We start from the raw sequence: 24,915 nt of genomic DNA, 5'->3' as shown, positions 1-24,915 counted from the left end.
CCCGGCGACGTTACGTGGCGTCGCGGTTGACGGCGGGGCTGGGCACCTCGCCGGCGGAGTTCACGATCGGCACCACCGTGCCGAGCTCCAGCAGGTCGATCGGCAGCCGCACCGGGCGGTTGGCCCGCGGGGCGACCACGTGCAGCTCCGCTCCCGCGGCGGCGGCCTTGCGTGCGATGGCGATGAGGGTGCGCGCGCCGGAGGAGTCGAGGAAGACCGTCGGCGTCAGGTCGACCACGATCCCCGCCGGACCGGCGGCGAGCAGGGCGTCGGCGTCCTCCGCGAGCCGCGGCGCCGTGGCGAGGTCCAGCTCACCCCGTACGGTGAGGGCCGGACGCCCGGCGACCGTCGTACGTTCCACGTCGAAGTGCACCGTTCACCTCCCTCAGCGCGTCGTCCCAGTCGTCCGAGGGTAGGCCACCGGGCAGGAGGAGGCTGAACGGCCATGAACATCGACTTCAGCGTGCGCCTGCCGACCGACGCGCACAGCGTGCCGCTGGTGCGCGGGCTGCTGCGGCAGGCGCTGGAGCACCTGGACGTCTCGCAGTCGGTGATCGACGAGATCGTGCTGGCGCTGACGGAGGCCTGCGCCAACGTCGTCGACCACGCCGCCGAGCACGAGGCCTACCAGGTGGACGTCTCGATCGACGACGAGGCGTGCCGGATCAGCGTGGTGGACGACGGCGAGGGTTTCGACCCGGCCAGCGCCGCCGACGCCCCGGCCTCCCCCCTCGACGACCGCGGCCGGGGGCTGGTGCTCATGCGCGCGCTGGTCGACCAGCTGCAGTTCGTGCAGGACGAGGACGGCCGGCACCGGGTGACCTTCGAGAAGCGGCTGGTCTCCCAACCGCACCTGCGCCTGCTCGACCCGCGCTGACCGGTCGTCCCCCTCGCCCTGCCGGTCAGCCGCGGACCGGGATCCGGTGCGGGGCGACCAACTCGGCGAGCGCCTGCCCCCACAGCCGGGCGCGGTCCTCCTCGCCGTCGACCAGCGGGCCGGCGACGTCGGCGACCAGGAAGTGCTCGGCGGGTGCGGCCAGGGTGGCGCCCAGCCGGCGGAGCAGCTTCTCCTCGGTGCGCGCCGCGTGGTCCAGCGCGGTGATCAGCACCGGGTGGTCCATGCGGGTGTCGAAGGCCGCGGCCTGGATGCCGCGCGGCAGGCGGACGGCGTCCAGCCACTCGTGCAGGCCGAAGGTGACGTCGGGGATCACCGCGGCGTGGTCCCGGACGGCGCCCTCGCGGGTGGACGGGCGCGGCATTCCGAACGCGTGCGTCGGGCCGCCGACCACCAGCAGGCAGACGTCGGACGGCACCAGCATCGGGGCCTCGCGCGCGCAGGCGACGTCGACCTGAAGCCGGCTGCACAGCCCGTGCGCCACCGCCATGGCGACCCGCCGCGCATCGCCGAACACCGACTCGTAGACGACCAGGGCTCCGGCCACCGACCTCACCGCCTCGCGCGCCGCCTCCAGGAGGGGACGCCGACCGTAGGCCCGTGCGCGACCCGTGGGGTACATCACCGCCCGGATCGTGACCTGCTGCGCCGGGCGCGGGGCGTGTCGTCGACGATGGGCGGTGTGAGCGGTACTCCTCGCGACGACGCGTCGCCCGACGACTTCTCCGCCGCGGTGCGGGAGGCGGGCCGCCGGCTCGCCGGGGTGGCCGAGCGGACGCCGCTGCAGCGCAACGCCCGCCTCTCCGGGCTCACCGGCGCCGACGTCTGGCTCAAGCGCGAGGACCTCCAGGTCGGCCGCTCCTACAAGATCCGCGGCGCCTACAACACCATCGCCGGGCTGGACGGCGCCGCCCGCGCGGCCGGGGTGGTGTGCGCCAGCGCCGGCAACCACGGGCAGGGCGTGGCCTACGCGTGCCGCGCGCTGCAGGTGCGCGGGCGGGTCTACGTCCCCGGGACGACGCCGCGGCAGAAGCGCGAGCGGATCACCGCGCTCGGCGGCGACATGGTGACCCTCGTCGTCGTCGGGGACTCCTACGACGAGGCGGCCGCGGCGGCCGCGGACGACGCCGCGACGACCGGGGCGACGCTGGTGCCGGCCTTCGACGCGCTGAGCACGGTCACCGGGCAGGCGACGGTGGCGGTGGAGGTGCTCGAGCAGCTGGGCGCCGCACCCGACGTCGTCGTCCTGCCGGTGGGCGGGGGCGGGCTGCTGGCCGGGTGCGGCACGTGGCTGCGCCGGCACTCCCCCGGCACCCGGCTGGTGGGGGTGGAGCCGGCCGGGGCGGCGGGCATGGCCGCGGCGCTGGCCGCCGGGGAGCCGGTGGAGCTCCCCGAGCTCGACACCTTCGTCGACGGCGCGGCCGTGCGGAAGGTGGGCGCGGTGACGCTGCCCCTGGTGCGCGACTCCGGCGCGGAGCTGCTGACCGTGCCCGAGGGGCAGATCTGCACCGAGATGCTCGACCTCTACCAGGCCGACGGGATCATCGCCGAGCCCGCGGGCGCGCTGTCGCCGGCGGCGGTCAGCGGCGGGCTCGTCGACGTCGAGCCGGGGCAGACCGTCGTCTGCCTGCTCTCCGGCGGCAACAACGACGTGAGCCGGTACGCCGAGGTGGTCGAGCGCTCGCTGGTGCACCGCGGGCTCAAGCACTACTTCCTCGTGGAGTTCCCGCAGGAGCCGGGTGCGCTGCGCCGCTTCCTCGACGAGGTGCTCGGCCCGGACGACGACATCGTGCTGTTCGAGTACGTGAAGCGGGACAACCGGGAGACCGGCGCCGCGCTCACCGGCATCGAGCTGGGCGACGCCGACGGGCTGCCCGCGCTGCTCGCCCGGTGCGAGGCCAGCCCGCTGCGCATCCAGCTCGTGGCACCGGGGACGACCGCCTACCGCTTCCTCGTCTGACCCCCGCCGCGCGGCCGCGCCGAGTGCGCGGTCGGTGCCGCACCCGCCGGCGCGTCGCCCCGTGTCGGTGGCATCAACTGCGCAGTCGGCGGCGTCAGGTGGTCATGAAGCCGCTCTCGTAGGCGGCGATCACGGCCTGCGTGCGGTCCCGGGCCCGCAGCTTCAGCAGCACGCTGCTGACGTGGGTCTTGACCGTCTCGCGGGACAGGTAGAGCTCGGTGGCGATCTCCGCGTTGGACAGCCCGCCGGCGACCAGCCGCAGCACGTCGGCCTCCCGCCCGGTCAGCTCCGGCAGCGCGGCGTCACCCCGCGCGCGGGCCGGCGCGTGCGAGGCGATCAGCCGGCGGGTGAGGTCGGGCAGCACCAGCGAGGTGCCGCGCGCCACCACCCGGATCGCGTCGACGAGCTCGTCGGGGTCCGCCCGCTTCAGCGCGAACCCGCTCGCCCCGGCCTGCAGCGATCGGAACAGGTAGTCGTCGTCCTCGAAGGTGGTCAGCACCAGCACGCGGGGGCGTTGGGCGTCCCGGGCGACCAGCTCGCGGGTGGCCGCGATGCCGTCCATGTCGGGCATCCGCACGTCCATGAGGACGACGTCGGGGTCGGTGCCCGCCGCCACGTCCAGCGCCTCCCGCCCGGTGCCGGCATCGCCCACGACGGTGAGGTCGGGCTCGCTCTCCAGGATCACCCGCAGGCCGGAGCGGACCAGCACGTCGTCGTCGACCAGGAGCAGCCGGAGCGTCACGCCGCCCCCGCCAGCGGCAGGGTGGCGCAGAGCTCGAAGCCACCGGTCGGCGTGGGCTCGGCGCGCAGCGTCCCGCCGGCGGCCGCGGTCCGCTCGCGCAGACCCGCCAGCCCGCGGCCACCGCCGGGCCCGGGGCGGCTGTCCAGCTGCGAGGCGCGCTCGTTGACCACCCGGACGTCGAGGGTGTCGCCGCTGCGCACGACCTGGGCGACGGTCAGCGGGGTGCCGGCGTGCCGCAGCACGTTCGTCGTCCCCTCCTGCACGACCCGGTAGGCGAGCTCCTGCACGGCCGGCGGCACGTCGTCGACCTCGCCGTCGACGACGAGGGCGACCGGCAGGCCGCCGTCGCGGAGGCTCCCCAGCAGGTCGTCGAGGTCGGCCAGGGACGGCGCGGCGAAGGCGGGGCCCTCGGCCGGGCCGTCGCCGTCGCGCAGCACGGTGAGCACCCGGTCGAGCTCGGCGAGCGCGGCGCGGGTGTTGGTCTCGATGTGGCCGAGCGCCTGGCGGGCGAACTCGGGCTGCACCGGGCGCCCCTCGGCGGGGGTGAGCGTGCGGCGGGCGGCGGTGGCCTGCAGCAGGCTGGCGGTGAGCGAGTGCCCGATCGTGTCGTGCAGGTCGCGGGCGAGCTTGTTGCGGTCGGCGAGCCGGCGGCTGCTCTGCTGCAGCGCGGCGATCTGCTGCTCGGCCCCGGCGCCGAGCAGGCGCGGCGCGACCGAGGCGGCCAGCCGGACGACCAGGTCGAGCACCACGAGCGTCACGACGACGTCGAGGGCGACCAGCGCCAGCAGCGGCAACGCGTTGACCAGGTTCCAGTCGACCTCGTAGAACAGCCCGAGGAGGACGGCGGTGCCGAAGAACGCGGTGGCGAGCGTGGCCACGCCCAGGAGCACCCGCACCCCCACCCAGCCCAGCGCCCGCCAGGTGCTCGCCGAGACGACCAGCCGGCGCAGCGGGGCGAGGACACCGGGCAGCCGGCGCACCCGCTCGCCGTCGGGGATGTCGACGGCCAGCAGCGTGCGGGCCAGCCGCCGGTCCAGGCCGGCGAACCCGCGGACGGCGGCCAGCACGAGCAGGATCAGCAGCACCCCGATGCCGTAGACCACCGCCACCACCGACCCCACCAGGGCGGCGTACAGCGCCACGCACAGCACGCCGATCGGCAGGGTCGCCAACGCGTACAGGACGCGTCCCGGCCAGCCCGGGCCCGCCGCGGTGGCGACCACCGCGCGCAGCCGGGCGACGATCTCGGCGGCGGTCCGCGGGAAGGTCGAGGGAGGCACGTCCCGATCCTGGCCGACCGCGCCGCCGCGCGGCTCCCCCTCCGGTGCTCTCCGCCCCTCCCCCGCGCGGGGGAGCCAGGTCGGCGCTGCGGGGTGATCCGCGCGCACCCCCGGTCCCGGAACGCTCGCTGCCATGACCTCATCCTTCTTGCGGAGCCCGGCATGATCCAGGTCCGCGGCCTCACGAAGACCTACGGCGCTCGCCCCCTGGCGCACGGGTCCAGCGCGGTCCGCGCCGTCGACGACCTGACCTTCGACGTGCAGCCGGGCAAGGTGACCGGCTTCCTCGGCCCCAACGGTGCGGGCAAGTCCACCACGATGCGCATGGTGCTCGGCCTGGACCGGCCGACCTCCGGGCAGGCGCTGGTGGGCGGCCGGCCGTTCGCGACGCTCGCCGAGCCGCTGCGCGCCGCCGGTGCGCTGCTCGACGCCCAGGCGGTGCACCCCGGCCGCAGCGGGCGGGACCACCTCCGGGTGGCCGCCCGCACCCACGGCCTGCCGGCCCGCCGGGTCGACGAGGTGATCGACCAGGTCGGGCTCGGCCCTGCGGCGCGGCGGCGGGTGAAGGGCTACTCCCTCGGCATGCGGCAGCGGCTCGGCATCGCCGGCGCGCTGCTGGGCGACCCCGCCGTCCTGCTGTTCGACGAGCCGATGAACGGCCTGGACCTCGACGGCGTCCGCTGGGTCCGCCGGCTCGTGCGGGGGCTGGCCGACGAGGGGCGCACCGTGCTGCTGTCCAGCCACCTGATGAGCGAGATGGAGCAGACCGCCGACCACCTGGTCATCATCGGCCGCGGACGGCTGATCGCCGACGCCCCGATGGCGGAGGTCATGCGGGGCGAGCACGCCGGCCGGAAGGTCGTCGTCCGGACGCCGTCGACCGACGACCTGGCGGGCGCGCTGCTGCGCCGCGGGCTGCAGGTCCACCCCACCGGGGACGGCGACCTGCTCGTCGAGGGCGCCACCGCCGAGACCGTGGGCGACGTCGCCCTGGAGACCGGCGTGGCCGTGCACCGGCTGGCCGAGCAGCAGCACTCCCTGGAGGAGATCTACCTCGACCTCACCGGGGACAGCGTCCAGTACCGGGTGGCCGGCGCCCCCGAGCCGGCCGGGCAGGTGCGGGCATGACCGCCGCGACCGCCCGGGTGGCCGAGCCGGGCACCGCGACCGTCCTCGCGCGGGCCGCCGGTGCCGAGTGGGTGCGGCTGCGCACCGTGCGGACGACGTGGTGGTGCCTGCTCGCGGCCGCAGTGGCGACCGTCGGCATCGGCACCCTCGCCGCGCTGGACGAGGCCGAGATGGCGGCCGCCATCGGGTCGACGGCGGCCGCCACGGTCGCCGGGGAGTACGGGACGATGGTCGGGCAGTTCGCGCTGCTGCTGGTGGTGCTGCTCGCGGTCACCTCCGAGTACGGCAGCGGGGCGATCGCGCCGACGCTGCAGTGGACCCCGCGCCGGGGCGTGCTGCTGGCCGCGCGGGTGGCCGTGCCGATCGCCGTCGCCACCGCGGTCGGGGTGCTGCTCGCCCTCGTCGCCGACGTCCTCGCGAAGCTGCTCGCGCCGGACCTGGTGCTCTCCTCCGGGGAGCTGACCGGGAGCCTCGGCGGGGTCGCCGCCGTGCTCGTCGCCGGTGGCGTGCTGACCGCCGGGCTGGGTTTCCTCATGCGCAGCACGGCCGCCGCCCTCGCCACGGTTTTCCTGCTGCAGCTGGTCCTGCCGGCGCTGCTGCCCGCCTTCGGCGAGCTGGCGGCCGACGTCGGCGAGCTCCTGCCGGGCACGGGCGCGGTCTGGGTCCTCATCGACGCACTGGGCATCACCGCGGGGCACGCCACGACGCTGCTCGTCGGCTGGTCCGCGGCGGCCCTGGTGGCCGGCGGCTGGGCGCTGCTCCGCCGCGACGCCGGGTGACCGGGGTGGGCGCCAGGCTCGGGCTGGGGCGCCCGCCGGCTGCGGCCGGGCGGGCGCCCCGCCGGGCGTGGCGGCGCCGGCTGGCCACCGCGCCGCCGCTGGAGCAGGCGTACCGGGCGGGTGTCGCCGTGGTCGGGACCGCCGTCGTCCTGGTCGGTCTGGTGACCGTGCCGCTGCCCGGGCCCGGCTGGCTCACCGTGCTGGCGGGGCTGGCGCTCCTCGCGTCGGAGTTCAGCTGGGCCGAGCGCCTGCTGGCGGTCGCCCGCCGGCAGGTCGCCCGGTGGACCCGCTGGATGGCCGCCCGGCGGTGGTGAGCCGGCTACCCGGGGTGGACGACGCGGATCGGGGCGCCGGCCATCCACGCCGCGACGTCCTCCACCGACTCGCGGTAGAAGACCTCGTAGGTGCCGCGGGTGACGTAGCCCAGGTGCGGGGTGAGCACCGCGCGCCGCAGCTCGCGCAGCGGGTGGTCGCGCGGCAGCGGCTCGGCGTCGTAGACGTCGAGGCCCGCACCGGCGATCGCGCCGCGCCGCAGGACGTCGACCAGCGCGGCCTCGTCGACGATCGGGCCGCGGCTGGTGTTCACCAGCACCGCGGTGTGCTTCATCAGCGCGAGGTCGTCGGCGCCGATGAGCCCGCGGGTGCGCTTGGACAGCAGCAGGTGGACCGTCACGACGTCGGAGGTCGCGAACAGCTCGTCGCGCGCCACCCGGCGCACGCCGACCTCGGCGGCGCGCTCGTCGGTGAGGTTCTGGCTCCAGGCGACGACGTCCATCCCGAACGCCTGCCCGATGCGGGCCACCTGCGCGCCGATGCGGCCCAGGCCGACGACGCCGAGCCGGGCGCCGTGCAGGTCGCCGCCGACGGTGGTCTGCCACCCGCCGGCGCGGACCGAGGCGTCCTCCTGCGGCAGGTGGCGGAGCGCGGCCAGCGCCAGCGCCCAGGTGAGCTCGACGGTCGAGGTGGCCGAGGAGGCGGTGCCGCAGACGGTGATGCCGAGCTCGGCGGCCGCGGCGACGTCGATCGACTTGTTGCGCATGCCGGTGGTCACGAGCAGCCGCAGGTCGGGCAGCCGCTCGAGGACGCCGCGGTCGAACCGGCTGCGCTCGCGCATGGCCAGGACGACGTCGAACCCGCGCAGCCGGGCGACGAGCGCATCCGGGCCGGCGGCGGTGTCGTGGAACTCGACGACCTCCGCCGGCCCGGGTAGCAGCGACCAGTCGCAGTACTCGGCGGCGGCGGACTGGTAGTCGTCCAGGACGGCGATGCGGGGCACGTCCGATGGTCTACCGGATGCTCAACCCTGCGGCCTGCTGGCGTCGGCGCCGGTCAACGCGGCGTGCTGCCGCTGGTGCCGTTGGTGCCGCTGGTGCCGCCACCCTTCCGCTTGTCGGTGAAGCTGGAGATCGCGTCCTTGATCTTCTGCTGGTTCTGCGGCTTGCGGGCCTCGTCCATGACCTTCTTGGCCATGCCGCCCTTGGCGAGCTTGCTCAGGATTCCCATGCGGGGGTGGGTGCCCGCCGGGGCGGCGTCCATGCGTGTGCGGCCGGAGGTGTTCCGGATGCGTCATGCCGCGGGCCGGGGCTCCTCGCCGGCGTCCGCGCCCGCCCCGGGGTCGCGGGCGAGCAGGTAGGTGGCCACGCCGAGGACGAGCCCGGCGACCGCGGAGAGGACCAGGATCGCCGGCGTGCCGACGTCGCCGAGGACGGCGGTCAGCAGGTCGCGCGAGCGGGAGGTCGGGTCGGCGAGGACCACCCCGACGAAGACGGCGACCAGCACACCCGCCCCGCCGGCGGCGACGTGGGCGAGCCGCCCGGTGAACCCCATGCGGTCGCTGACGCTGCGGGCGGCCTTGACGATGCGGCCGGCGCGCAGGATGCGCAGCGCGCCGACGGTGCGGACCAGCCGCAGCACCTGCACCGGGCCGAGGGCGAAGACGACGGCGACGACGACCGCCGCAGTGAGCGCGAGCAGCCCGAGGTGGCCGCGGATCCAGGCACGCTTGTCCTCGGCGACGACGAGCAGGATGACGGTCTCGGCGACCAGCACCATCCCGCTGAGCAGGTCGACGACGTGCCCGGCGGTGCCCAGCGCACCCTCGGCGACGGTGAGGAACATCGCCGGGATCGAGGCCAGCGCCGCCACGAGGACGGGCAACGCCAGCCGCTCCTGCCAGCGCTCCTCGCGGGTCCGCCCCCGGGCCTCGGAGGCGGACCGCGGAACGGGAGCGACCCCCGACCGCGAGGTGTCGGCCTCGGGGTCGGGGGTCGCGCCGCGGTTCCGCACGGTGCGGCGGGGGGTCAGCGGACGGCGCCGCGACCCTTGCCGCTGCCGGCGCCGCCGCTCTTGTTCTGGAAGTCCGCGATGAACTTCTTGATCTTCGCCTGGTTCTGCGGCTTCTTGGCCTCCTGGAAGATCTTGGCCGCCACACCGGACGCGATGAGCTTCCGCATCATGCCCATGGTTCTGCCTCCTCGTCGTCGTCGCACCGGCTGCTCCCGGCGCGGTGATCGAGATCCTCCGTGCCCCGCAGGGCGGCCCGTCAACCACACGACCGGGTGGCTCACCAGGTGTCGACGTGCGGTCGCACCCGCCCCGCCGGCCGCGGGCTGTCCGCCACCTCGCGGGTGAGCGTGGCGATCCAGCGGCGGGTGTCGGCCGGGTCGATGACGTCGTCGATCTCCCAGTGGGCGGCGACGTTGAGCCCGCGGCCGTTCTCGTAGGCGGCGGCGACGGCGGCCTCGTACGCGGCCGCCCGCTCGTCGTCGTCCCCGATGGCGGCGAGCTCGCGGCGCATGCCGAGCCGCACCGCGCCCTCCAGGCCCATCGGGCCGAACTCGCTGGTGGGCCAGCCGACCGTGAACCGCGGCACCTTGGTGCTGCCGCCGGCCATGGCCTGCGCGCCGAGGCCGTAGGCCTTGCGGAGGACGACCGTGCCGATCGGGACCGACAGGTTGGCGCCGATGACGAACAGCCGGGAGAAGTGGCGCACCGTCGCCGTCCGCTCCGACTCGGGGCCGACCATGAAGCCCGGGGTGTCGCAGAGCGAGAGCACCGGCAGGCCGTGGGCGTCGCAGAGCTGCAGGAACCGGGCGGCCTTGTCGGCGGCGTCGGCGTCGATGGCGCCGCCGAGGTGGGTGGGCACGTTGGCGACGACGCCGAGGGGCGCGCCCTCGACCCGGGCGAGCGCGGTGACCATGCCGGCGCCCCAGCCGTCCCGGAGCTCCAGCACGCTGCCCTCGTCCGCGAGCGCGTGCAGCACCGACCGCACGTCGTAGACGCGCTTGCGGTTCTCCGGGACCAGGTGGCGCAGCAGCCGCTGGTCGGGGGCGGCCCAGCCCTCGACCGGGCCGGCGAAGTAGGAGAGGTACTGCCGGGCCGCGGCGACGGCGGCGGCGTCGTCGGCGACGCGGATGTCGACGACCCCGTTGGCGTGCTGGACGTCGATCGGCCCGATCTCCTCGGGGGCCACCACCCCGAGGCCCCCGCCCTCGATCATCGCCGGGCCGCCCATGCCGATGTTCGCGTCCTCGGTGGCGATGACGACGTCGCAGGTGCCCAGCAGCGCGGCGTTGCCGGCGAAGCAGCGGCCGCTGGCGATGCCGACGGTGGGCACCAGGCCGGAGAGCCGGCCGAAGAGGGTGAAGGCGGCGGTGTCGAGCGCGGAGACGACCGGGTGGTCGACGTCGCCGGGCCGGCCGCCCCCGCCCTCGGCGAAGAGGACGACCGGGAGCCGGCGCTTCTCGGCGAGCTCGAACAGCCGGTCCTTCTTCAGGTGCCCGCGCATGCCCTGGGTGCCGGCGAGGACGGTGTAGTCGTAGGAGACGACGACGGCGGGGTGCCCGTCGATGTCGGCCAGCCCGCCGACGACGCCGTCGGCCGGGGTGCGCTCCTGCAGCTCCTCGCGGCTGCGGCGGCGTTCCTGGGCGGCGAAGACCAGCGGGCCGTACTCGAGGAAGCTGCCCTCGTCGACGAGGTCGGCGAGGTTCTCCCGCGCGGTGCGGCGGCCCTGGGCGTGCCGCTTGGCCACCGCCTCGGCGCGGTGCTCGTCGAGGCCCTGCTCGTGGCGGCGGCGGACCTCGGCGAGGTCGGCGCGGTCGGCGTCGGGGTCGATCGCGGCGACGTCGGCCGCGGCGTCGCCGTCGGCGTGCGCGACCTCGGCGAGCAGCTGTCCCTGCCGGACCGTCTCGCCGATCCGCACCGCGAGGCGCCGCACGGTGCCGCCGGCCGGCAGCGCGACGACGTGCTCCATCTTCATCGCCTCGAGGACGACGACCGCCGCGCCGGGCTCCAGCGTCGCGCCGTCGGCCGCCTCGACGGCGACGACGGTTCCGGGGACGGGCGCGCGCAGCCCCTCGCCGGTCTCGGGCGCGGGCGCCTCGCCGGGTGCGAGCTCGGCGAGGTGGTCCTCGACGAAGGTGGTGGTCGCGTCGGTGACCCCGGGGTGCGCGAGCAGGGCGCGGAGGAACTCGGTGCTGGTCGGGACGCCGTCGACCCGGACCTCGCCGAGCGCCCGGTGCAGGTGGCGGAAGGCGTCGGGGAGCGAGCCCGAGCGCTCGTGCACCACGACCTTGGCCAGCAGCGGGTCGTAGCGGGGGCTCTGCTCGGCGCCCGGGCGGGCGGCGGTGTCGACGCGGACACCCGGGCCGCCGGGCAGCGCGAGGGCGGTGATCGTGCCGGCGGAGGGGACGGCGCCGATGGCGGTGACGGTCTCGGCGACGACCCGCGCCTGGACGGCGGTGCCGAGCGGCCGCGGTGCGCCGTCGGCCAGGCCGAGGTCGGACAGGGTCGCGCCGGCGGCGACCCGCAGCTGCAGCCGCACCAGGTCCAGGCCGAGCGTCTCCTCGGTGACGGTGTGCTCGACCTGCAGCCGCGGGTTGCACTCGAGGAAGACGAACCGGCCGGGTTCGTCGGCGGGGACGAGGAACTCCACCGTGGCCAGGCCGCGGAAGCCGGTCCCGACGACGGCGCGTGCCGCTTCGGCCAGTGCGGCACGGACGCCGGCGGGCAGCCCGGGGGCGGGGGCGATCTCGACGACCTTCTGCCGGTTGCGCTGCAGCGAGCAGTCGCGGTCGCCGAGGGCGATGACGCTCCCCCGCCCGTCGCCGATCAGCTGGACCTCGACGTGGCGGGCCTGTTCGACCATCTCCTCGGCGAGCACCTCACCGCTGCCGAAGGCGACGTGCGCCTCGCGCTGGACGGCCTCGAGCGCGGCGGCGACGTCGTCCCCCCGGCGGAGCACGCGGGTGGCCCGGCCGCCGCCGCCGAAGCGGGCCTTGAGCATGACCGCGCCGACCTCGTCGAGGAGCGCTGCGACCGCGGCGGGGTCGCCCTCGGCCGCGCGCGGGACGGGCACGCCGGCCTCGGCGGCCCGGGTGCGGGTCAGCGCCTTGTCGCCGAGGACGGCCAGGTCGTCGGCATCCGGTCCGACGACGGTGAGGCCGGCCTCTGCGGCTGCGCGGGTCAGGTCGGGCGTCTCGGAGAGGAAGCCGTAGCCGGGGTGCACGAAGGCGCATCCGGTGGCGAGCGCGGCTGCGACGATCGCGGCCGCGTCGAGGTAGGCGGCCGGTCCGGTGCCGGGGAGGACGTGCGCCTCGTCGGCGGCGGACAGGTGCGGCGCGTCGGACTCGTCGGCGGCGGTGACGGCGACGGAGGTCCAGCCCTCGGCGGCGGCGGCGCGGGCGATGCGGACGGCGATCTCGCCGCGGTTGGCGATCAGCAGACGGGCCACCCGGCGATGCTGCCATGCACGATGCTGGCGCTGTGGTGCCGGTCACCGCGAGGGGCGGGGCGGTCGCCCGTCTCCGCACCGCCACAGGTTCTCCGGGGCAAGTAGCGCTCTGCCCCGCCGGAGTGGGCAGAACGCTAGTCGGGGACCGGTATACCGCCAGCACAGTCGCCCTCTGCCCCGCCGGAGTGGGCAGAACGCTAGTCGGGGACCGGTATACCGCCAGCACAGTCGCCCTCTGCCCCGCGAGTGTGGGCAATGACCTAGTCCGAGAGCGGTATACCGCCAGCACAGTCGCGCTCTGCCCCGCGGGTGTGGGCAGAGGGCGACTGTCCACAGGTAGGCACATGGGGTCGAGCCCTGCCCCCTCGACCGACAGGCTCGGCCGGTGCCCGAGGACGCTGCACCAGCGCAGTTCGACCTGTGCGGCCTGCTGCGGCGGATCCGCCGCCGGGCCGACCTCTCCCAGCGGGAGATGGCGGAGCGGCTGGGCGTCTCGAAGTCGACCGTCGCCGCCGTGGAGTCCGGCGCCCGCGGCATGGACGCCACGGTGCTCGCGACGGCCGCGGCGCTGGCCGGTCTCCACCTCGGCCTGCTCGACGACGCGGGGCGGCCGGTCGCCGGCATGTCAGCGGCCGCCGTCCGCGACCGGGCCGGACGGCGGTTCCCCGCCCACCTCGACACGATGCTGAGCGAGAAACGCGTGTGGCGGTGGGAGCACCGGCCGCGGCTGCGGCAGCCGACGTACACCTTCGACCGGCGCAGACCCTGGGAGGACGCCGCAGACCGCGCCCGCGACCGCCCGGACGACCACCTCCTCCCCCAGCCCGGCGACGCCCCGGAGGAGCGCGCCGCGGCCCGGCGGGCCGCCGCCGCGCGACGGCGGCAGGAGGAGCGGCAGCGGCTCTTCGAGGCGGGCGCCTTCCGGCACCTCGACGAGGGGTGGACCTGCACGTGCCCGCCGGAGTGCGACGACCTCGACGACGGGAACGGCCGGCCGGTGCACGCGGAGGACTGCCCGTGCCGCTGCGATGTCGGCTGACAACCAGGGTCCCGGTCGGCGGGATCCCGGCCGGCACCCGGCTACGGTCGCGCGAGGGGTCGCGCACGCAGCGTCGGGGATCGCCGTCGTCGGAGGAAGTACACGGTCGACCGCGCTCCGTCACGGACGGCGGGTCCCACTTCCCGGCGCCCGGCGCAAGCCCGGTGGTCGGCTCGCGAGTCGCCCTCGGCGAGGCCCGGCGAGGCAGCCCCCGCGTGCCCCCGGCGAGCGGCGTGTCGGCCGCGTTGTGACCTTCTCGTGACCGACCTAGCGTTCCCCGCGGTCCGGCCGGGCCCACGCCGTCACCGCCCCTGGTGACACCCGGACGGACACCGCCGAACCGTGCGCCGGCACCCGCCGTCGCCCGGACCGGGGACCCACCGCAGTTCTGGGGTGAAGCGCCACCGGCCTGTCCGGGGCGCCGGGCGCGTTCCCCGCCCGAACCCGTCAGCTCACCCGGTAGGCGGTCACGGAGAACAAGGAGAAACCGTCGTCCATGACGACCACTCGCACGTCCACGACCCGTCGTTCCGCCCGCGGGGCCGTCCTCGCCCTGCTCACCGGTGCCGGCATCGCCCTCACCCCGTTCGCCGCCACCGCCTCCACCGGTGACGGGGGCGGCGGCACCGGCACCGTCGTCACCAGCACCGTCGTCGCCCCCAACCACGCCGCGCAGGTCGCCGTCGACACGGCCCTGGCCCAGCAGGGCAAGCCCTACGTCTGGGGCGGCACCGGCCCGGGCGGCTACGACTGCTCCGGCCTGACCTGGTCGGCCTACCAGGCGGCGGGCGTGGAGATCCCGCGGACCTCGCGCGCCCAGTCGACGGCCGGGGTGTACGTCGACCGCGCCCACCTGCAGCCCGGCGACCTCATCTTCTTCTACGACCCGGTCGGCCACGTCGGCATGTACATCGGCGACGGCCTGATGGTCCACTCCTCGACCTACGGCAACCCCGTCGCGGTCGTGCCGGTGGACTCCATGTGGGGCTACAACACCGCGCGTCGCGTCGTCTGACGGGCCCGGTTCCCCGGCCGTGCCCGCGCGGCCGGGGGACCGCCCCTACACGTGGCGCAGCGTGGCCCGCTTCAGCCGCACGATCAGCCGCATCCCGCCGGACTCCTCGAGCTCCCGCTTCCGGGCCCGCAACTGCTCGCCGAGCTCCTCGAGCCGCTCCTCCCCCAGCGCGTGCGACTGGGGGAACATCCGCTGCTCCTCCTCCATCGTGTGGTGGCGCACCGTGTTCTCGAGCATCCGCACCTCGGTGGTGAACTCAGGGTCGGCGACGTCCATGCGCATGACGGTGGCGACCTGGTCGTCGATCTGCCGGTGCTCGGCGTGCGCGAGCGCCAGCAGCGGCGAGACGTCGGGCACCGCCGGGTAGAACAGCTCGTCCTCGATCTGCGCGTGGACCTCGATCTCGCGCAGGAACCGGTCGCGCAGCTCCTCCCGCCGTCCGGTCTCGTCGTCGCGGGTCTCCGCCAGCTCGCGGAGCAGCCCGCGCAGCACGTCGTGGTGCGCGATCAGGACCTCGTCGGCCTTCACCGGGATGCCTCCTCCACCGTCGTGACCGCCGTCGGGGTGCGCCAGCGGGCCCGCCGCCGCACCTCGACCGCGCCGTCGCGGACCCGGGTGTCGTAGCAGGGCAGCGGCGCCGTCGCCGGCCCCTGCGCCGGCTCCCCGGTGCCGACGTCGAACCGCGACCCGTGCCAGGGGCAGACCAGCTCGTCGCGGTGCAGCCACCCCTCGGCCATCGGGCCGCCCAGGTGCGGGCAGCGCCCGGCGAGCGCCCGCACCTCCTCGTCGGTGCGGACCAGCACCACCGGGACCCCGTCGGCCGCCACCTCGACCGGCTCGCGGTCGGGCAGGTCGGCGAGCCGGGCCACCGGGGTGAACACGCGCGGCTCGCGGCCGGCCGCGGAGTGGTCGACGCCGAGCCGGTGCCGGTAGGAGAGGACCCCGCCCAGGTAGCTGCTGGCGAGCACGAGGCCGTAGCCGGCGGCGGCTGTCACCCGCGCCCGCCCGGCGCGCCCGCGGCCCCGGTCGGCGAAGGACCAGGCGTAGAGCGCCAGCGCTGCGCTGTTGAGCGCACCGTGCACCATCCCGACCCGGCGCGCCTCGTCGTGGGCGTGCTGCCAGTCGGTCAACCCGGTCGCGACCGACCCGACCCCGCCGGCGATGCCCAGCCCCACCACCGCGCGGGCCGCCTGCGCCGCACCCGGTCCGCCACGGCCGGAGGCGTCCAGGCCGTCGAGCAGGGCCGCCGCGCTCCACGCACCGACCGGCACCGTGACCAGGACCGGGTGGAGGGGGTGGCCGAGCCAGACGCCGTGCAGCAGGTCCTGCAGCGGGCGGGCCCAGCGGCCGGCCAGCAGGAAGGTCAGCGAGACCCCGTGCTCCAGCTGGTAGCCGGGCGTGTCGAGCACCTGCAGCGCCTCCACCCGGCTCGTCAGGCGCTCCAGCAGGCCGCGGACGCTCACCGGTGCACGTCTTCCGTCGCCATGGACCGACCGTGCCCAGGACGGCGGAGGGGAAAACGGCAGGTGGTCGGCGGGGGCGGATGGTCGTAGCGTCCCGCGGCATGGCTGATCGAGCGTTCCGGACGGTGCTGGAGGGCGGCTCCTTCTTCGAGGGTCCGCGGTGGCGCGACGGGCAGTGGTGGGTGTCGGACTTCTACCGTCGCACCGTGAGCCGGGTGGCCCCGGGTGGCCCGGAGACCGTCGTCCTCGAGGTGGAGAACCAGCCGTCGGGCCTGGGCTGGCTGCCCGACGGCTCGCTGCTGGTCGTGTCCATGAAGGACCAGCGGCTGCTGCGGGTCACCGACGGCGAGGTGAGCACCCACGCCGACCTCTCCGCCGTCTGCGGCGGGCTGCTCAACGACATGGTGGTCGACGCCGCCGGCCGGGCCTACGTCGGCGACTTCGGCTTCGACCTCATGGGCGGTGGCGCGCCCGCCCCGGCATCGCTCAAGCGGGTCGACCCCGACGGCACGGTGAGCGTCGCCGCCGAGGGGCTGCGCTTCCCGAACGGCTCGGTCATCACCCCCGACGGCGGCACGCTGGTCGTCGGCGAGACCTGGGGCAACCGCTTCTCCGCCTTCGACATCGCCCCCGACGGCTCGCTCGGCCCGCGGCGCACGTGGGCGGAGTTCGGCCCGGTCCCCGAGGGCGGGTCGGTCGAGGAGCTGATCGCCCAGGTCGCCGTCGCCCCGGACGGCTGCACGCTGGACGCCGAGGGGCACGTGTGGGTGGCCGACGGCCTGGGTTCCCGCCTGCTGCGGGTCGCGCCCGGCGGCCAGGTGGTCGACGAGATCGCCGCACCCGACGGCCTGGGCGTCTACGCCTGCGCGCTCGGTGGCGACGACGGCCGCACCCTGCTGCTGTGCTGCGCGCCCGACTTCTACGAGCACACCCGCTCGGCCGCGCGCGAGGCCGTGCTGCTGTCCACCGAGGTCGCCGTCCCGCACGCCGGGTTGCCCTGACCCCGCCCCGGACGACCGCGAGGGCGGCCGGGGACCACCCCCGACCGCCCTCGACGGCCCTACCGGCGGATCAGGGTGCCGGGGTGAACGCCCCCGGCCCGACCTTCTGGATCTCCCCGGCCGACGGGATGCCGAGGAACGCGGCGATGCTCCACGCCGAGGCGTACAGGTCGCCGGCCTCGATCTCCAGGCCGGTCGGCATGGTCACCTGGGCGGTGGCGCGGTCGCCGTTCCGCTCGATGCGGGTCAGCTCACCGACCGACGAGGGGTCGAAGCCCTCCGGCGGCGGGCCCTCACCCATCGGCGCGCCCTCGAGCACGTTGGACACGTAGACCGTGCCCTTCCGGTCCACGGCCACCCCGGTGACGCTGGTCAGGCCCTCGATCGCGCCGACCTGGTTGCCGTGCTGGTCGAGCACGTAGACCCGGGCCGCCCCGGGCACCTCCGCACCCAGCGTGCCGACGTAGATCTTCCCGTCCGGCCCCTCGGTGATCTCCGTGGGCACCGGGTCGCAGCCGGTCGTGCCGGGGTTGTTCGGCGCGCCCACGCACCCCTCGACGTCGTCCACCACCGGCGGGACGAAGAAGGTGCTGATCTCCCCGGACCTGCGGTCGATGGAGAGGACGGCGTTCGCCCCGGCGTCGGAGACGAGGATCCGGTGCGGCTGGGCGAGCACCGAGAACGGGTTGGACAGCGCGTCGACGGGCTCACCGTCGACCAGCTGGACCTGGCCGTCGGGGTTGTTGTCGAGCTCGTACTGCAGCAGGTCCCAGGTGCGGAGGATCTCCCCGCCCGGCGTCGCCTCGACCACCTGCTGGCTGGGCAGGCCCTCGCCGGCCTCCGGCGGACCGGCGAACTCGCCGATCGCGACGTAGATCAGGCCGCGCACGTAGTCGACGCCCTGGGCGTTGCCCAGGCCGGAGAGGATGGTCGCGGACCGCCCCCCGCGCGGGTCGATCCAGCTCACCTCCCCCGTGTCGGACTCGGCGACGATCAGCCGGCGCCCCTTGTACTCGCTCAGCTGCCGTGGTCCGTCGAGCCCACCGACGACGGTGGTGACGTCCCCGTGCGGGGCGTGCCCCGTGCCGTCGTCGGCACCGGCCGCCGTCGGTGACACGACGACCAGCGCCATGGCCGCGGCTGCACCCGCCGCCGCCTTGAAGTACCGCATCCCTCGTTCTCCCTCGATCGACTCCCCCGTGGAACGCGGGGGAACCTGCCAGGGAGATCGGTGCGGGAGGCAAGCATCTCGTCTCGCCGAGATCACGGATCTGCGCGCCGTCACCGACCGCGACGCACCCGGGTTTCCTGCGTGACCCGGTTCGGGAACCGGTCCGCGACGGAAGTCTGACCTGCGGGTTCGTCAGCCGCGCGGCCGGACGCCGGTGGGGCGGCCGGCGGGCCCGTCGAAGAGCTCCGTCCGGCCGCGGCCGAGCAGCTTGGCGTCGTAGAGCGCCCGGTCGGCGCCGCGCATGAGCTGGGAGGCGCTGTCGCCGGGCGCGTGCTGGGTGACCCCGCAGGAGAGCGGGACGTCGGGGTGCAGGGCGCAGATCCGGCGGACGACGGCGAGCGCGTCGACGCCGCGCATCCCCGGGAGCAGGAGCGAGAACTCGTCACCGCCGTGCCGGGCCAGCACCGAGCCGGCCGGGAGCTCGGCCCGCCAGACGTCGGCGACCCGGCGCAGCACCCGGTCGCCGGCCTCGTGGCCGTAGGTGTCGTTGACCTGCTTGAAGTGGTCGACGTCGAGGAGCGCGGCCGAGAGGGGCTCGCGGGTGCGGGCCGCCTCCGACAGCAGCTCGTCGAGGGCCTCGTCGAAGCCCCGGCGGTTGCGCAGCCCGGTCAGCGGGTCGCGGCTGGCGCCCGAGGCCCGGATGACCAGCCGGCGGATGACGACGCCCAGGCCGACCAGGACCGCGTCCAGGGCGAGCGCCGTGGCCGGCGGCACCTCGCCGGAGGCCTGCAGCGCGGCGGTGACGGCGCCCACGGCGAAGGCCAGCTGCAGCCAGGCCCGGCGACCGGAGAAGAACAGGTGCGCGTCGACGACGACGAAGGTGATGAGCGCCGCGGCGGCGAGTGCGGTGGCCGGGTCGGGGCTGACCAGGATGCCCACCGAGACGAGCACGGTCGCCGATCCGACGACGACGTCGAAGGCCGGGCGCGGCCACCGGGCCCCCCACCGGGCGACGACGGCGGCCCCGGCCAGGGCGGAGAGCGCCAGGCCGAGCAGGACGGGGCGGTGCGGGCCCGGCCCGGCGCCGGCCGTGACGAGCAGCCCGGCCACGCCGCCGAAGCCGTAGAAGATGGCGAGCGTCTGCGCCATGACGCGCAGCGTCGCCACCTCGGGCGCTCGGGACCGGCTCACGGCCAGGACATCGGAACCGCGCGGTCCGACCTTGAGACCCGGCAGGGGGTGACCCCCCTCGCAGTGGTCAGCCGGCGGGGTGCACGGCCAGGTGCGCAGCGAGCCGGTCGAGGAACGGCAGCTGGGCCTTCACCAGCTTGGCCCGCGCGGCGGCGAGGTCGAAGCAGGCGGCCCGGTCGATCTCCGGGAACTCCTGCACGCGCCCCGACCGCGGCGGCCACTCCAGCGGGAAGGTGCCGCTGGTGACCGCGCCGGGGTCGAGGTCGCCCTCGGCCGCCCAGACGGCGAGCAGCTTGCGGCCGCGCAGCTCGCCGAGCGGGTGCAGCTCCGCGTCCGGCACCGGCAGGCCGAGCTCCTCGGCGAACTCCCGGCGCGCGGCGGCCTCCCCCTCCTCGCCCGCTTCGTGCTCGCCCTTGGGGATCGACCAGGCGCCCTCGTCCCTGCGCGCCCAGAACGGCCCGCCCATGTGGCCGAGCAGCACCTCGACGCCGCCCGCGCCGCGGCGGTACAGCAGGATCCCGGAGCTGCGGACGGGCGGCACGAGCGTCAGCCTGGCAGAAACCGTGGGACGCCCGGCCGTGGATCGGCTACGTTGCCCCCCGCCATGGCCTCGCCGCTCCCCGACGCGCCCCCCGTCGAGCTCTCGTTCCTGGGCCCGCTGCGGGCGGCGGTGGCCGGCGCGCCCGCGGTGCTGGGCGGGCCGCGGCAGCGCTCGGTGCTCGCCCGGCTGGCGGTGGCCGGCGGCGACGTCGTCTCCACCGACCGGATCGTCGACGACCTGTGGGACGGCGAGCCGCCGCCCAAGGCGCTGGCCTCGCTGCAGGTGCACGTCTCGCACCTGCGCCGGGCCCTGGAGCCGGGCCGCCGCACCCGGACCGAGGCGACGGTGCTGGTCAGCCGCGCCCCCGGCTACGCGCTGCACCTGCCGCGCGAGGCGGTGGACGCCTGGCGCTTCGCCGACCTGGTCGTCCGGGCGCAGGGCGGGGCCGGCGCCGCCGCCCGCCGCGACCTGCTGGACCGGGCGCTGGCCTGCTGGCGCGGGGCGGCCTACGCCGAGGTCGCCGACACCGCGTGGGCGGCACCGGAGGTGGCCCGCCTCGACGAGCTGCGGCTCACCGCGCTGGAGGCCCGCGCGGAGGCCGACCTCGACCTCGGCCGCGCCGGCGCCGTCGTCCCGGAGCTCGACCGGCTGGTGCGCGAGCACCCCGGCCGCGAGCGCGCGGTGCGGCTGCTGGCGCTGGCCCTCTACCGCGGCGGGCGGCAGGGCGACGCGCTGGGCGTGCTGCGCCGGGCCCGCGAGCACCTGGCCGACGAGCTCGGCGTCGACCCCGGCCGCGAGCTGCGGGAGCTGGAGGCGGCGCTTCTCGCGCAGGACCCCGGGCTCGACGCGCCGGCCGCGGTCGTGCCCCCGCCCGCGCCGGCTCCCCCGACGCCGGCACCGGCACCCGCTCCCCCGTCGGTCGGCCGCACCGCCGAGCTGGGCCGGCTGCTCGCCGCGGCCGGCGAGGCGCGCTCCGGCGCCCGGGTGGTCTGGATCGGCGGCGAGGCGGGCGCGGGCAAGACCACCCTGGTCGAGGCGGTGACCGGCGAGCTGCGCCGGCGGGGCTGGCGCACCGCGTGGGGCCGCTGCCCCGAGGTGGAGGGGGCGCCGCCGGCCTGGCCGTGGAGCGAGGTCGTGCGCGAGCTGGACGACGCCGCGCTGCCCGAGGACGGCAACCCGTTCCAGCTGGCCCGGTCGGTGGCCGACCGGCTCGCGGCCGCGGCCGGTGGGCAGCCGCTGCTGGTCGTGCTGGACGACGTGCACCGCGCCGACGACCTCACTCTGCAGCTGCTGCGCCAGGTGGTCGGCCGTCTCGGCGGGCAGCCGGTGCTGGTGCTGGCCACCCACCGCACGACCGAGGACGACGACGCGCTCGCCGCGACCCGGGCGGCGCTGGCCACCGCGACCGCGGCGCACCTGTCGCTGGGCGGGCTCGACGCGGCCGGGGTCGCCGTCCTCGCCCGCGCCCACGGGCTGGAGCAGCCGGCCGCGGACGTCGTCGCGCTGCTGCGCGAGCGCACCGGCGGCAACCCGCTCTTCGTGCGCGAGCTGACCCGGTTGATCGTCTCCGAGGGCGCGGCCGCGGCGCGGACCAGCGTGCCGGCGGGCGTGCGGGAGGTGCTGCGCCGGCGGGTGGAGCGGCTGCCCGGCCCGGCGGTGACCGCGCTGCGCCAGGCGGCGGTGCTGGGCCGCGAGACCGACGTCGACCTGCTGGCCGCGGTCACCGGGCACGACCCCGACGAGCTGCTCGACGCGCTGGAGACCGCCGTCCTCGCCGGGCTGCTGGTGGAGCCGGCGCCGGGGCAGGTGCGGTTCAGCCACGCGCTGGTGCGCGACACCCTCTACGAGGACCTGCCGCTCATGCGCCGCGCCCGCGTGCACGCCGCCGCGCTGGCCGCCCTGGAGGCGCGGGGCGCCGACGCGACGACGCTGGCGCACCACGCCGTCGCCGCGGCCGGGCCCGCGACCGCGGCCGACGCCGTCCGGTACGTGGTCGCCGCCGCGCGGGAGGCCGAGGGGCTGGGCGCGCACGCCGACGCCGCCCGCCAGTGGGCGACCGCGCTGCGGTTGCACGAGCTGGCCGGGCCGCGGGCGGGCGGCGACGAGGCGCTGCTCGCGCTGCTGCTGCCCTCGATCCCGGCGCACGCGCGGGCCGGGAACGCCGTCGTCGCCCGGGAGCAGCAGCGGCTGGCGGTGCGGGCCGCCGCCCGGCTGGGCCGCCGCGACCTGCACGTCGCCGCGCTGGCCACGTGGGACGCGCCGCTGGTGTGGACCGTCCGCGACGACGGCGCGCAGGACCCCGAGCTGCTCGACCCGCTGCTGGCGCTGCTGGAGACCCCCGCCGGCGAGGACCTGCCCGACGACGTCCGCGCCCGGCTCTGGGTGGCGCTGTTCCGCGAGGTCGAGGGCGTCGACGACGCGCGGGCCGAGCGGGCGAGCGCCGAGGCGCTGGCCCTGGCCCGTCGGGTGCCCGGCCAGCCGCGGCTGCTCTGCCTGGCGCTGAACGCGCGGGCGTACGCGGCGCTGGGCCCCGACCTCGCCGACCGGCGGGAGGAGCTGGCCGAGGAGCTGCTCGCTGCCGCGACCGCGGCCGTCGCCCCCGACCACCAGGCGGTCGCGCACTGGCTGCTGTTCCTCGCCGCCTCGGCGCGCACCGACCTGGCGCTCGCCCGGCGGCACGGCGACCGGGCGGTGGCGCTGTCGGGGAGCGGCCAGCTCGGGCACGTGCTCGGTGCGCTGGGCGTGCACGCGGGCGCGCTGCTGGTGCTGGCCGGCCGGGTGGAGGAGGGCCTGGCCCGCTACGAGGAGATCGCGACCCGGCTGGCCGAGACCGGGCAGACCAACGGCGGGCTGATGGCGCTGATCGGCCGGTTCGTGGCCGGCTTCGCCCGCGGGGACCTCACGCCGTCGGTGCCCGACCTGGAGTGGCTGGACAGCGTGATGCCCGGGGCGCTGGGCGACGCCGTCGTCCTCGCGTTCCTGGACGCCGGGCGCGAGGCCGACGCCCGGGCGGTGTGGGCGCGGCGCCGGCCGATCGCCCGCGACTACTACTGGCTGGTGACGACGACGCTGCGCGCGCACGCCGCCGTCCGGCTCGGCGACGTCGCGGTGGCCGTGGCCGCGCGCGACGCGCTGCTGCCGTGGGCCGGCCGGGTCGCCGGGCTGGATTCGGGCACGCTGGTGCTCGGCCCGGTCGACGACGCGCTGGCCGAGGTCGCCGGGCTGGTGGGCGACGACGGGGCGGCCGCGGCGCACCGCGCGGGGGCGGCCGAGGTGCGGCGGCGGCTCGCGGCCGAGCTCGCCGCCGTCGGCCTCTGACTCAGCTCCCGAACACGCGGCGCTCCCGGCGGCGGAACGGCGGCACCAGCAGCGCCAGCATCAGCCGGACGGCGAGCCCGCCCTCGGCGACGAGGACGGCGCGCTCCGCGGGCGTCACGACGTCGACGACCCGCGGCACCTCGAAGGAGAGCTTCGCTCGCTTCCGGATGCGGGCCTCGACCGCGGCCCAGTCGCGCACCGACACGTGCTCCTCGACGGCCGGGAGCACCGAGGCCTCCTCGTCGGCGATGTGCTCCTCGAGGGTGTCGCGCAGCTCGGCGAGGTCGACGGCGAGCGCCGTGGCGGTGTCCTCGTCGGCCGGGCGGGCGGCGAAGGCGGCGGCGCCGGCGCGGATGCGCTCGAGCAGCGGGTCGAGCGCGGCGTGGTCGTCGCTGAGCTCGCCGAGGTCGACCGACGGCCCGGCGGAGGCGGCGAGCACCGGCCACAGGACGTCGTCCTCGGCCGAGTGGTGGTGGTGCACGGAGTCGCAGTAGTCGGCGACGTAGCCGGCGATGCCTCGCGCCCGCCACGCGTCGACGGGTGTGCGGCCGGCGGCGACCTGCTGGAGCCGGTCGGTCAGCCGGCGGACGTCGCGCAGCATCGCGCGGTGGGCCAGGCGCATGCCGAGGGTGTCGGGGCGCGGGTCGCCCTCGGTGCGCGGGGTGACGGGGGTCATGGCGTGCTCCTCGGTGGGGATCGGGGTCGGCGCCGACCCTGCGCGGGCGCACTTGCGGGCCACTTGCCGCCGGGGCGGCAAGCCGGCCGTCAGCGACCGGCAAGTGGCGGGCGCGAGCGTCGGCGCCGACCGGGTCGCCCGACCCGATGCACCCCGAGTCCGAGGACCGCCATGACCACCGCCTTGCCCCTGACCACCCCGACCACATCCCCCGCGCTCCGCGACCACCGCCCCTCCGACGCGCTGAGGGCGATGGCGCTGGTCGCCGGCGGAGTGCTGTTCGCCGTCGGCAACGCCCTGCACCCGCTCACCCACGACGACGCCGCGACGCAGGCCGCCACCTGGGAGCTGGCGCACGTGCTGTTCGGCATCGGCGCGCTGCTGATCGCGGCCTCGCTGGGCGTGCTGCTGCGCCGCTTCCGCGGGTCGCGGCTCGGCGTCGTCGGCCTCGGCGTGCTGTGGCTGGGGATGGTGCTCATCCCCGCCGGCGCGGTGGTGGAGGCGTGGGTCCGGCCGCTGTTCGACCACTCCGCCTTCCACGCGATCGAGGAGGCGATGCTGCCGTTCACGATGGTCGCCGGTTTCTCGAACCTGATCGGCCCGGCGCTGGTCGCGGTCGCCGCGGTCCGCCACCGGCTGCTGCCGCTGTGGGCGGCGCTGGCCATCCCGGGCATCACCGCGGGCGCGCTGCTGGTGCCCGCGATGCCGGCCGAGGGCTGGAGCATCATCCCGGGCACCGTCCTGTTCGGGCTGGGCATGGCCGCCGCCGGGTGGGTGTCCCGCCCCTCCGCCTGACCCCTCGCCACCGGCGCCCGGGCTTCCCGGGCGCCGGTGCGTCCGGGAAGCCCGGCGTTCGGCGCCTTTCGTGCGGCTCCTGGCCCTCGTCCGCACCCCGTCGTGCGGAACGGTCCCGTCCGGGTTCGGGACGTCGGTCCCTGTTCGCCGGGACGCGGTCCACCTACCGTCGGTGCCAGCTCCCTCACAG

The 24,915-nt window shown here is 76.6% G+C and carries 25 protein-coding genes and 1 riboswitch; of the genes, 10 read left to right on the top strand and 15 right to left on the bottom strand.

Features of this window, described 5'->3' with window-relative positions:
• Nucleotides 1–10: 10 nt before the first annotated feature.
• Nucleotides 11–361 (bottom strand): STAS domain-containing protein, encoded by a 351-nt coding sequence (locus tag E9529_RS06870; protein WP_236830394.1) that lies wholly within the window; start codon nucleotides 359–361, stop codon nucleotides 11–13.
• Nucleotides 362–445: 84 nt separating this feature from the next.
• Here E9529_RS06870 and E9529_RS06865 point away from each other — a divergent pair, with 84 nt between their 5' ends.
• Entirely contained in the window at nucleotides 446–877 is a 432-nt protein-coding gene (locus E9529_RS06865; RefSeq protein ID WP_236830393.1) for an ATP-binding protein, read from the top strand.
• Between the two features lie 25 nt (nucleotides 878–902).
• Here E9529_RS06865 and E9529_RS06860 read toward each other — a convergent pair whose 3' ends face one another.
• Nucleotides 903–1,442 carry a hypothetical protein gene (locus E9529_RS06860; RefSeq protein WP_236830392.1) on the bottom strand — a complete coding sequence of 180 codons (540 nt, stop codon included), beginning with the start codon at nucleotides 1,440–1,442 and terminating at the stop codon, nucleotides 903–905.
• A gap of 126 nt (nucleotides 1,443–1,568) precedes the next feature.
• Here E9529_RS06860 and ilvA point away from each other — a divergent pair, with 126 nt between their 5' ends.
• A complete protein-coding gene (gene ilvA / locus E9529_RS06855; protein ID WP_236830430.1) occupies nucleotides 1,569–2,855 on the top strand; it encodes a threonine ammonia-lyase IlvA in 1,287 nt (428 codons plus the stop codon).
• Between the two features lie 94 nt (nucleotides 2,856–2,949).
• Here the strand turns inward: ilvA and E9529_RS06850 are convergent, their stop codons facing one another.
• Both E9529_RS06850 and E9529_RS06845 read right to left on the bottom strand, forming a co-directional pair.
• Nucleotides 2,950–3,597, bottom strand: a complete 648-nt coding sequence (locus tag E9529_RS06850) for a response regulator transcription factor (protein ID WP_236830391.1) — start codon at nucleotides 3,595–3,597, stop codon at nucleotides 2,950–2,952.
• Nucleotides 3,594–4,877, bottom strand: a complete 1,284-nt coding sequence (locus E9529_RS06845; protein WP_236830390.1) for a sensor domain-containing protein — start codon at nucleotides 4,875–4,877, stop codon at nucleotides 3,594–3,596. The genes E9529_RS06850 and E9529_RS06845 overlap by 4 nt, the downstream gene beginning before the upstream one ends.
• 162 nt (nucleotides 4,878–5,039) lie before the next feature.
• On the opposite strand from E9529_RS06845, the gene E9529_RS06840 reads away from it, so the two are divergent.
• The 3 genes from E9529_RS06840 to E9529_RS06830 are packed head-to-tail and all read left to right on the top strand — an operon-like array spanning nucleotide 5,040 to nucleotide 7,098.
• A complete protein-coding gene (locus E9529_RS06840) occupies nucleotides 5,040–6,005 on the top strand; it encodes an ABC transporter ATP-binding protein (RefSeq protein ID WP_236830389.1) in 966 nt (321 codons plus the stop codon).
• Nucleotides 6,002–6,784: a hypothetical protein gene (locus E9529_RS06835; protein ID WP_236830388.1), complete on the top strand. Its 783-nt coding sequence runs from the start codon at nucleotides 6,002–6,004 to the stop codon at nucleotides 6,782–6,784. Before E9529_RS06840 ends, E9529_RS06835 begins: the two co-directional genes overlap by 4 nt.
• 5 nt (nucleotides 6,785–6,789) lie before the next feature.
• Entirely contained in the window at nucleotides 6,790–7,098 is a 309-nt protein-coding gene (locus tag E9529_RS06830) for a TIGR02611 family protein (protein ID WP_236830387.1), read from the top strand.
• A 5-nt stretch (nucleotides 7,099–7,103) separates the two neighbouring features.
• On the opposite strand, the gene E9529_RS06825 is transcribed toward E9529_RS06830, so the two are convergent.
• The 5 genes from E9529_RS06825 to E9529_RS06805 form a co-directional block, all read right to left on the bottom strand.
• Nucleotides 7,104–8,060, bottom strand: coding sequence for a D-2-hydroxyacid dehydrogenase family protein (locus E9529_RS06825; RefSeq protein ID WP_236830386.1), 957 nt, complete (start codon nucleotides 8,058–8,060; stop codon nucleotides 7,104–7,106).
• Between the two features lie 53 nt (nucleotides 8,061–8,113).
• Nucleotides 8,114–8,287 (bottom strand): hypothetical protein, encoded by a 174-nt coding sequence (locus tag E9529_RS06820; protein WP_236830385.1) that lies wholly within the window; start codon nucleotides 8,285–8,287, stop codon nucleotides 8,114–8,116.
• Between the two features lie 63 nt (nucleotides 8,288–8,350).
• Nucleotides 8,351–8,941 (bottom strand): hypothetical protein, encoded by a 591-nt coding sequence (locus E9529_RS06815; protein WP_236830384.1) that lies wholly within the window; start codon nucleotides 8,939–8,941, stop codon nucleotides 8,351–8,353.
• Nucleotides 8,942–9,084: 143 nt separating this feature from the next.
• Nucleotides 9,085–9,246, bottom strand: a complete 162-nt coding sequence (locus tag E9529_RS06810) for a hypothetical protein (RefSeq protein WP_236830383.1) — start codon at nucleotides 9,244–9,246, stop codon at nucleotides 9,085–9,087.
• A 101-nt stretch (nucleotides 9,247–9,347) separates the two neighbouring features.
• Nucleotides 9,348–12,515 carry a carboxyl transferase domain-containing protein gene (locus E9529_RS06805; protein ID WP_236830382.1) on the bottom strand — a complete coding sequence of 1,056 codons (3,168 nt, stop codon included), beginning with the start codon at nucleotides 12,513–12,515 and terminating at the stop codon, nucleotides 9,348–9,350.
• Nucleotides 12,516–12,900: 385 nt separating this feature from the next.
• Between E9529_RS06805 and E9529_RS06800 the strand changes: the two genes are divergently transcribed.
• Together E9529_RS06800 and E9529_RS06795 are read left to right on the top strand one after the other, a co-directional pair.
• Complete coding sequence (locus E9529_RS06800; protein ID WP_236830381.1) at nucleotides 12,901–13,554, top strand: helix-turn-helix transcriptional regulator; 654 nt, start codon at nucleotides 12,901–12,903, stop codon at nucleotides 13,552–13,554.
• 323 nt (nucleotides 13,555–13,877) lie between these two features.
• Nucleotides 13,878–14,034: riboswitch (cyclic di-AMP (ydaO/yuaA leader) on the top strand.
• A 16-nt stretch (nucleotides 14,035–14,050) separates the two neighbouring features.
• A complete protein-coding gene (locus E9529_RS06795; RefSeq protein WP_236830380.1) occupies nucleotides 14,051–14,569 on the top strand; it encodes a C40 family peptidase in 519 nt (172 codons plus the stop codon).
• Between the two features lie 45 nt (nucleotides 14,570–14,614).
• Here E9529_RS06795 and E9529_RS06790 read toward each other — a convergent pair whose 3' ends face one another.
• Nucleotides 14,615–15,097, bottom strand: coding sequence for a hemerythrin domain-containing protein (locus E9529_RS06790; protein WP_236830379.1), 483 nt, complete (start codon nucleotides 15,095–15,097; stop codon nucleotides 14,615–14,617).
• Complete coding sequence (locus E9529_RS22625) at nucleotides 15,094–16,032, bottom strand: Rieske 2Fe-2S domain-containing protein (protein ID WP_236830378.1); 939 nt, start codon at nucleotides 16,030–16,032, stop codon at nucleotides 15,094–15,096. The genes E9529_RS06790 and E9529_RS22625 overlap by 4 nt, the downstream gene beginning before the upstream one ends.
• Nucleotides 16,033–16,133: 101 nt before the next feature.
• Here E9529_RS22625 and E9529_RS06780 point away from each other — a divergent pair, with 101 nt between their 5' ends.
• Nucleotides 16,134–17,033, top strand: coding sequence for an SMP-30/gluconolactonase/LRE family protein (locus E9529_RS06780; protein ID WP_236830377.1), 900 nt, complete (start codon nucleotides 16,134–16,136; stop codon nucleotides 17,031–17,033).
• Between the two features lie 70 nt (nucleotides 17,034–17,103).
• Here E9529_RS06780 and E9529_RS06775 read toward each other — a convergent pair whose 3' ends face one another.
• From E9529_RS06775 to E9529_RS06765, 3 genes are all read right to left on the bottom strand, one after another.
• Nucleotides 17,104–18,204 (bottom strand): ScyD/ScyE family protein, encoded by a 1,101-nt coding sequence (locus E9529_RS06775; protein ID WP_236830376.1) that lies wholly within the window; start codon nucleotides 18,202–18,204, stop codon nucleotides 17,104–17,106.
• Between the two features lie 192 nt (nucleotides 18,205–18,396).
• Entirely contained in the window at nucleotides 18,397–19,395 is a 999-nt protein-coding gene (locus E9529_RS06770; protein ID WP_236830375.1) for a diguanylate cyclase, read from the bottom strand.
• Between the two features lie 67 nt (nucleotides 19,396–19,462).
• Complete coding sequence (locus E9529_RS06765; RefSeq protein WP_236830373.1) at nucleotides 19,463–19,936, bottom strand: NUDIX domain-containing protein; 474 nt, start codon at nucleotides 19,934–19,936, stop codon at nucleotides 19,463–19,465.
• A 63-nt stretch (nucleotides 19,937–19,999) separates the two neighbouring features.
• Between E9529_RS06765 and E9529_RS06760 the strand changes: the two genes are divergently transcribed.
• Entirely contained in the window at nucleotides 20,000–23,254 is a 3,255-nt protein-coding gene (locus tag E9529_RS06760; protein ID WP_236830371.1) for a BTAD domain-containing putative transcriptional regulator, read from the top strand.
• Between the two features lies 1 nt (nucleotide 23,255).
• Here E9529_RS06760 and E9529_RS06755 read toward each other — a convergent pair whose 3' ends face one another.
• On the bottom strand, nucleotides 23,256–23,930 hold the full coding sequence (locus E9529_RS06755; protein ID WP_236830369.1) for a hemerythrin domain-containing protein: 675 nt from the start codon (nucleotides 23,928–23,930) through the stop codon (nucleotides 23,256–23,258).
• A 171-nt stretch (nucleotides 23,931–24,101) separates the two neighbouring features.
• On the opposite strand from E9529_RS06755, the gene E9529_RS06750 reads away from it, so the two are divergent.
• Nucleotides 24,102–24,725: a hypothetical protein gene (locus E9529_RS06750; RefSeq protein WP_236830367.1), complete on the top strand. Its 624-nt coding sequence runs from the start codon at nucleotides 24,102–24,104 to the stop codon at nucleotides 24,723–24,725.
• The last annotated feature ends 190 nt before the right edge of the window (nucleotides 24,726–24,915 follow it).

It is taken from the genome of Blastococcus sp. KM273128, assembly GCF_021698975.1.
In the GTDB taxonomy this organism is placed as follows: domain Bacteria; phylum Actinomycetota; class Actinomycetes; order Mycobacteriales; family Geodermatophilaceae; genus Blastococcus.
Note: the sequence above shows the minus strand (reverse complement) of the source record. Positions and strands in the feature narration are given on the sequence as shown.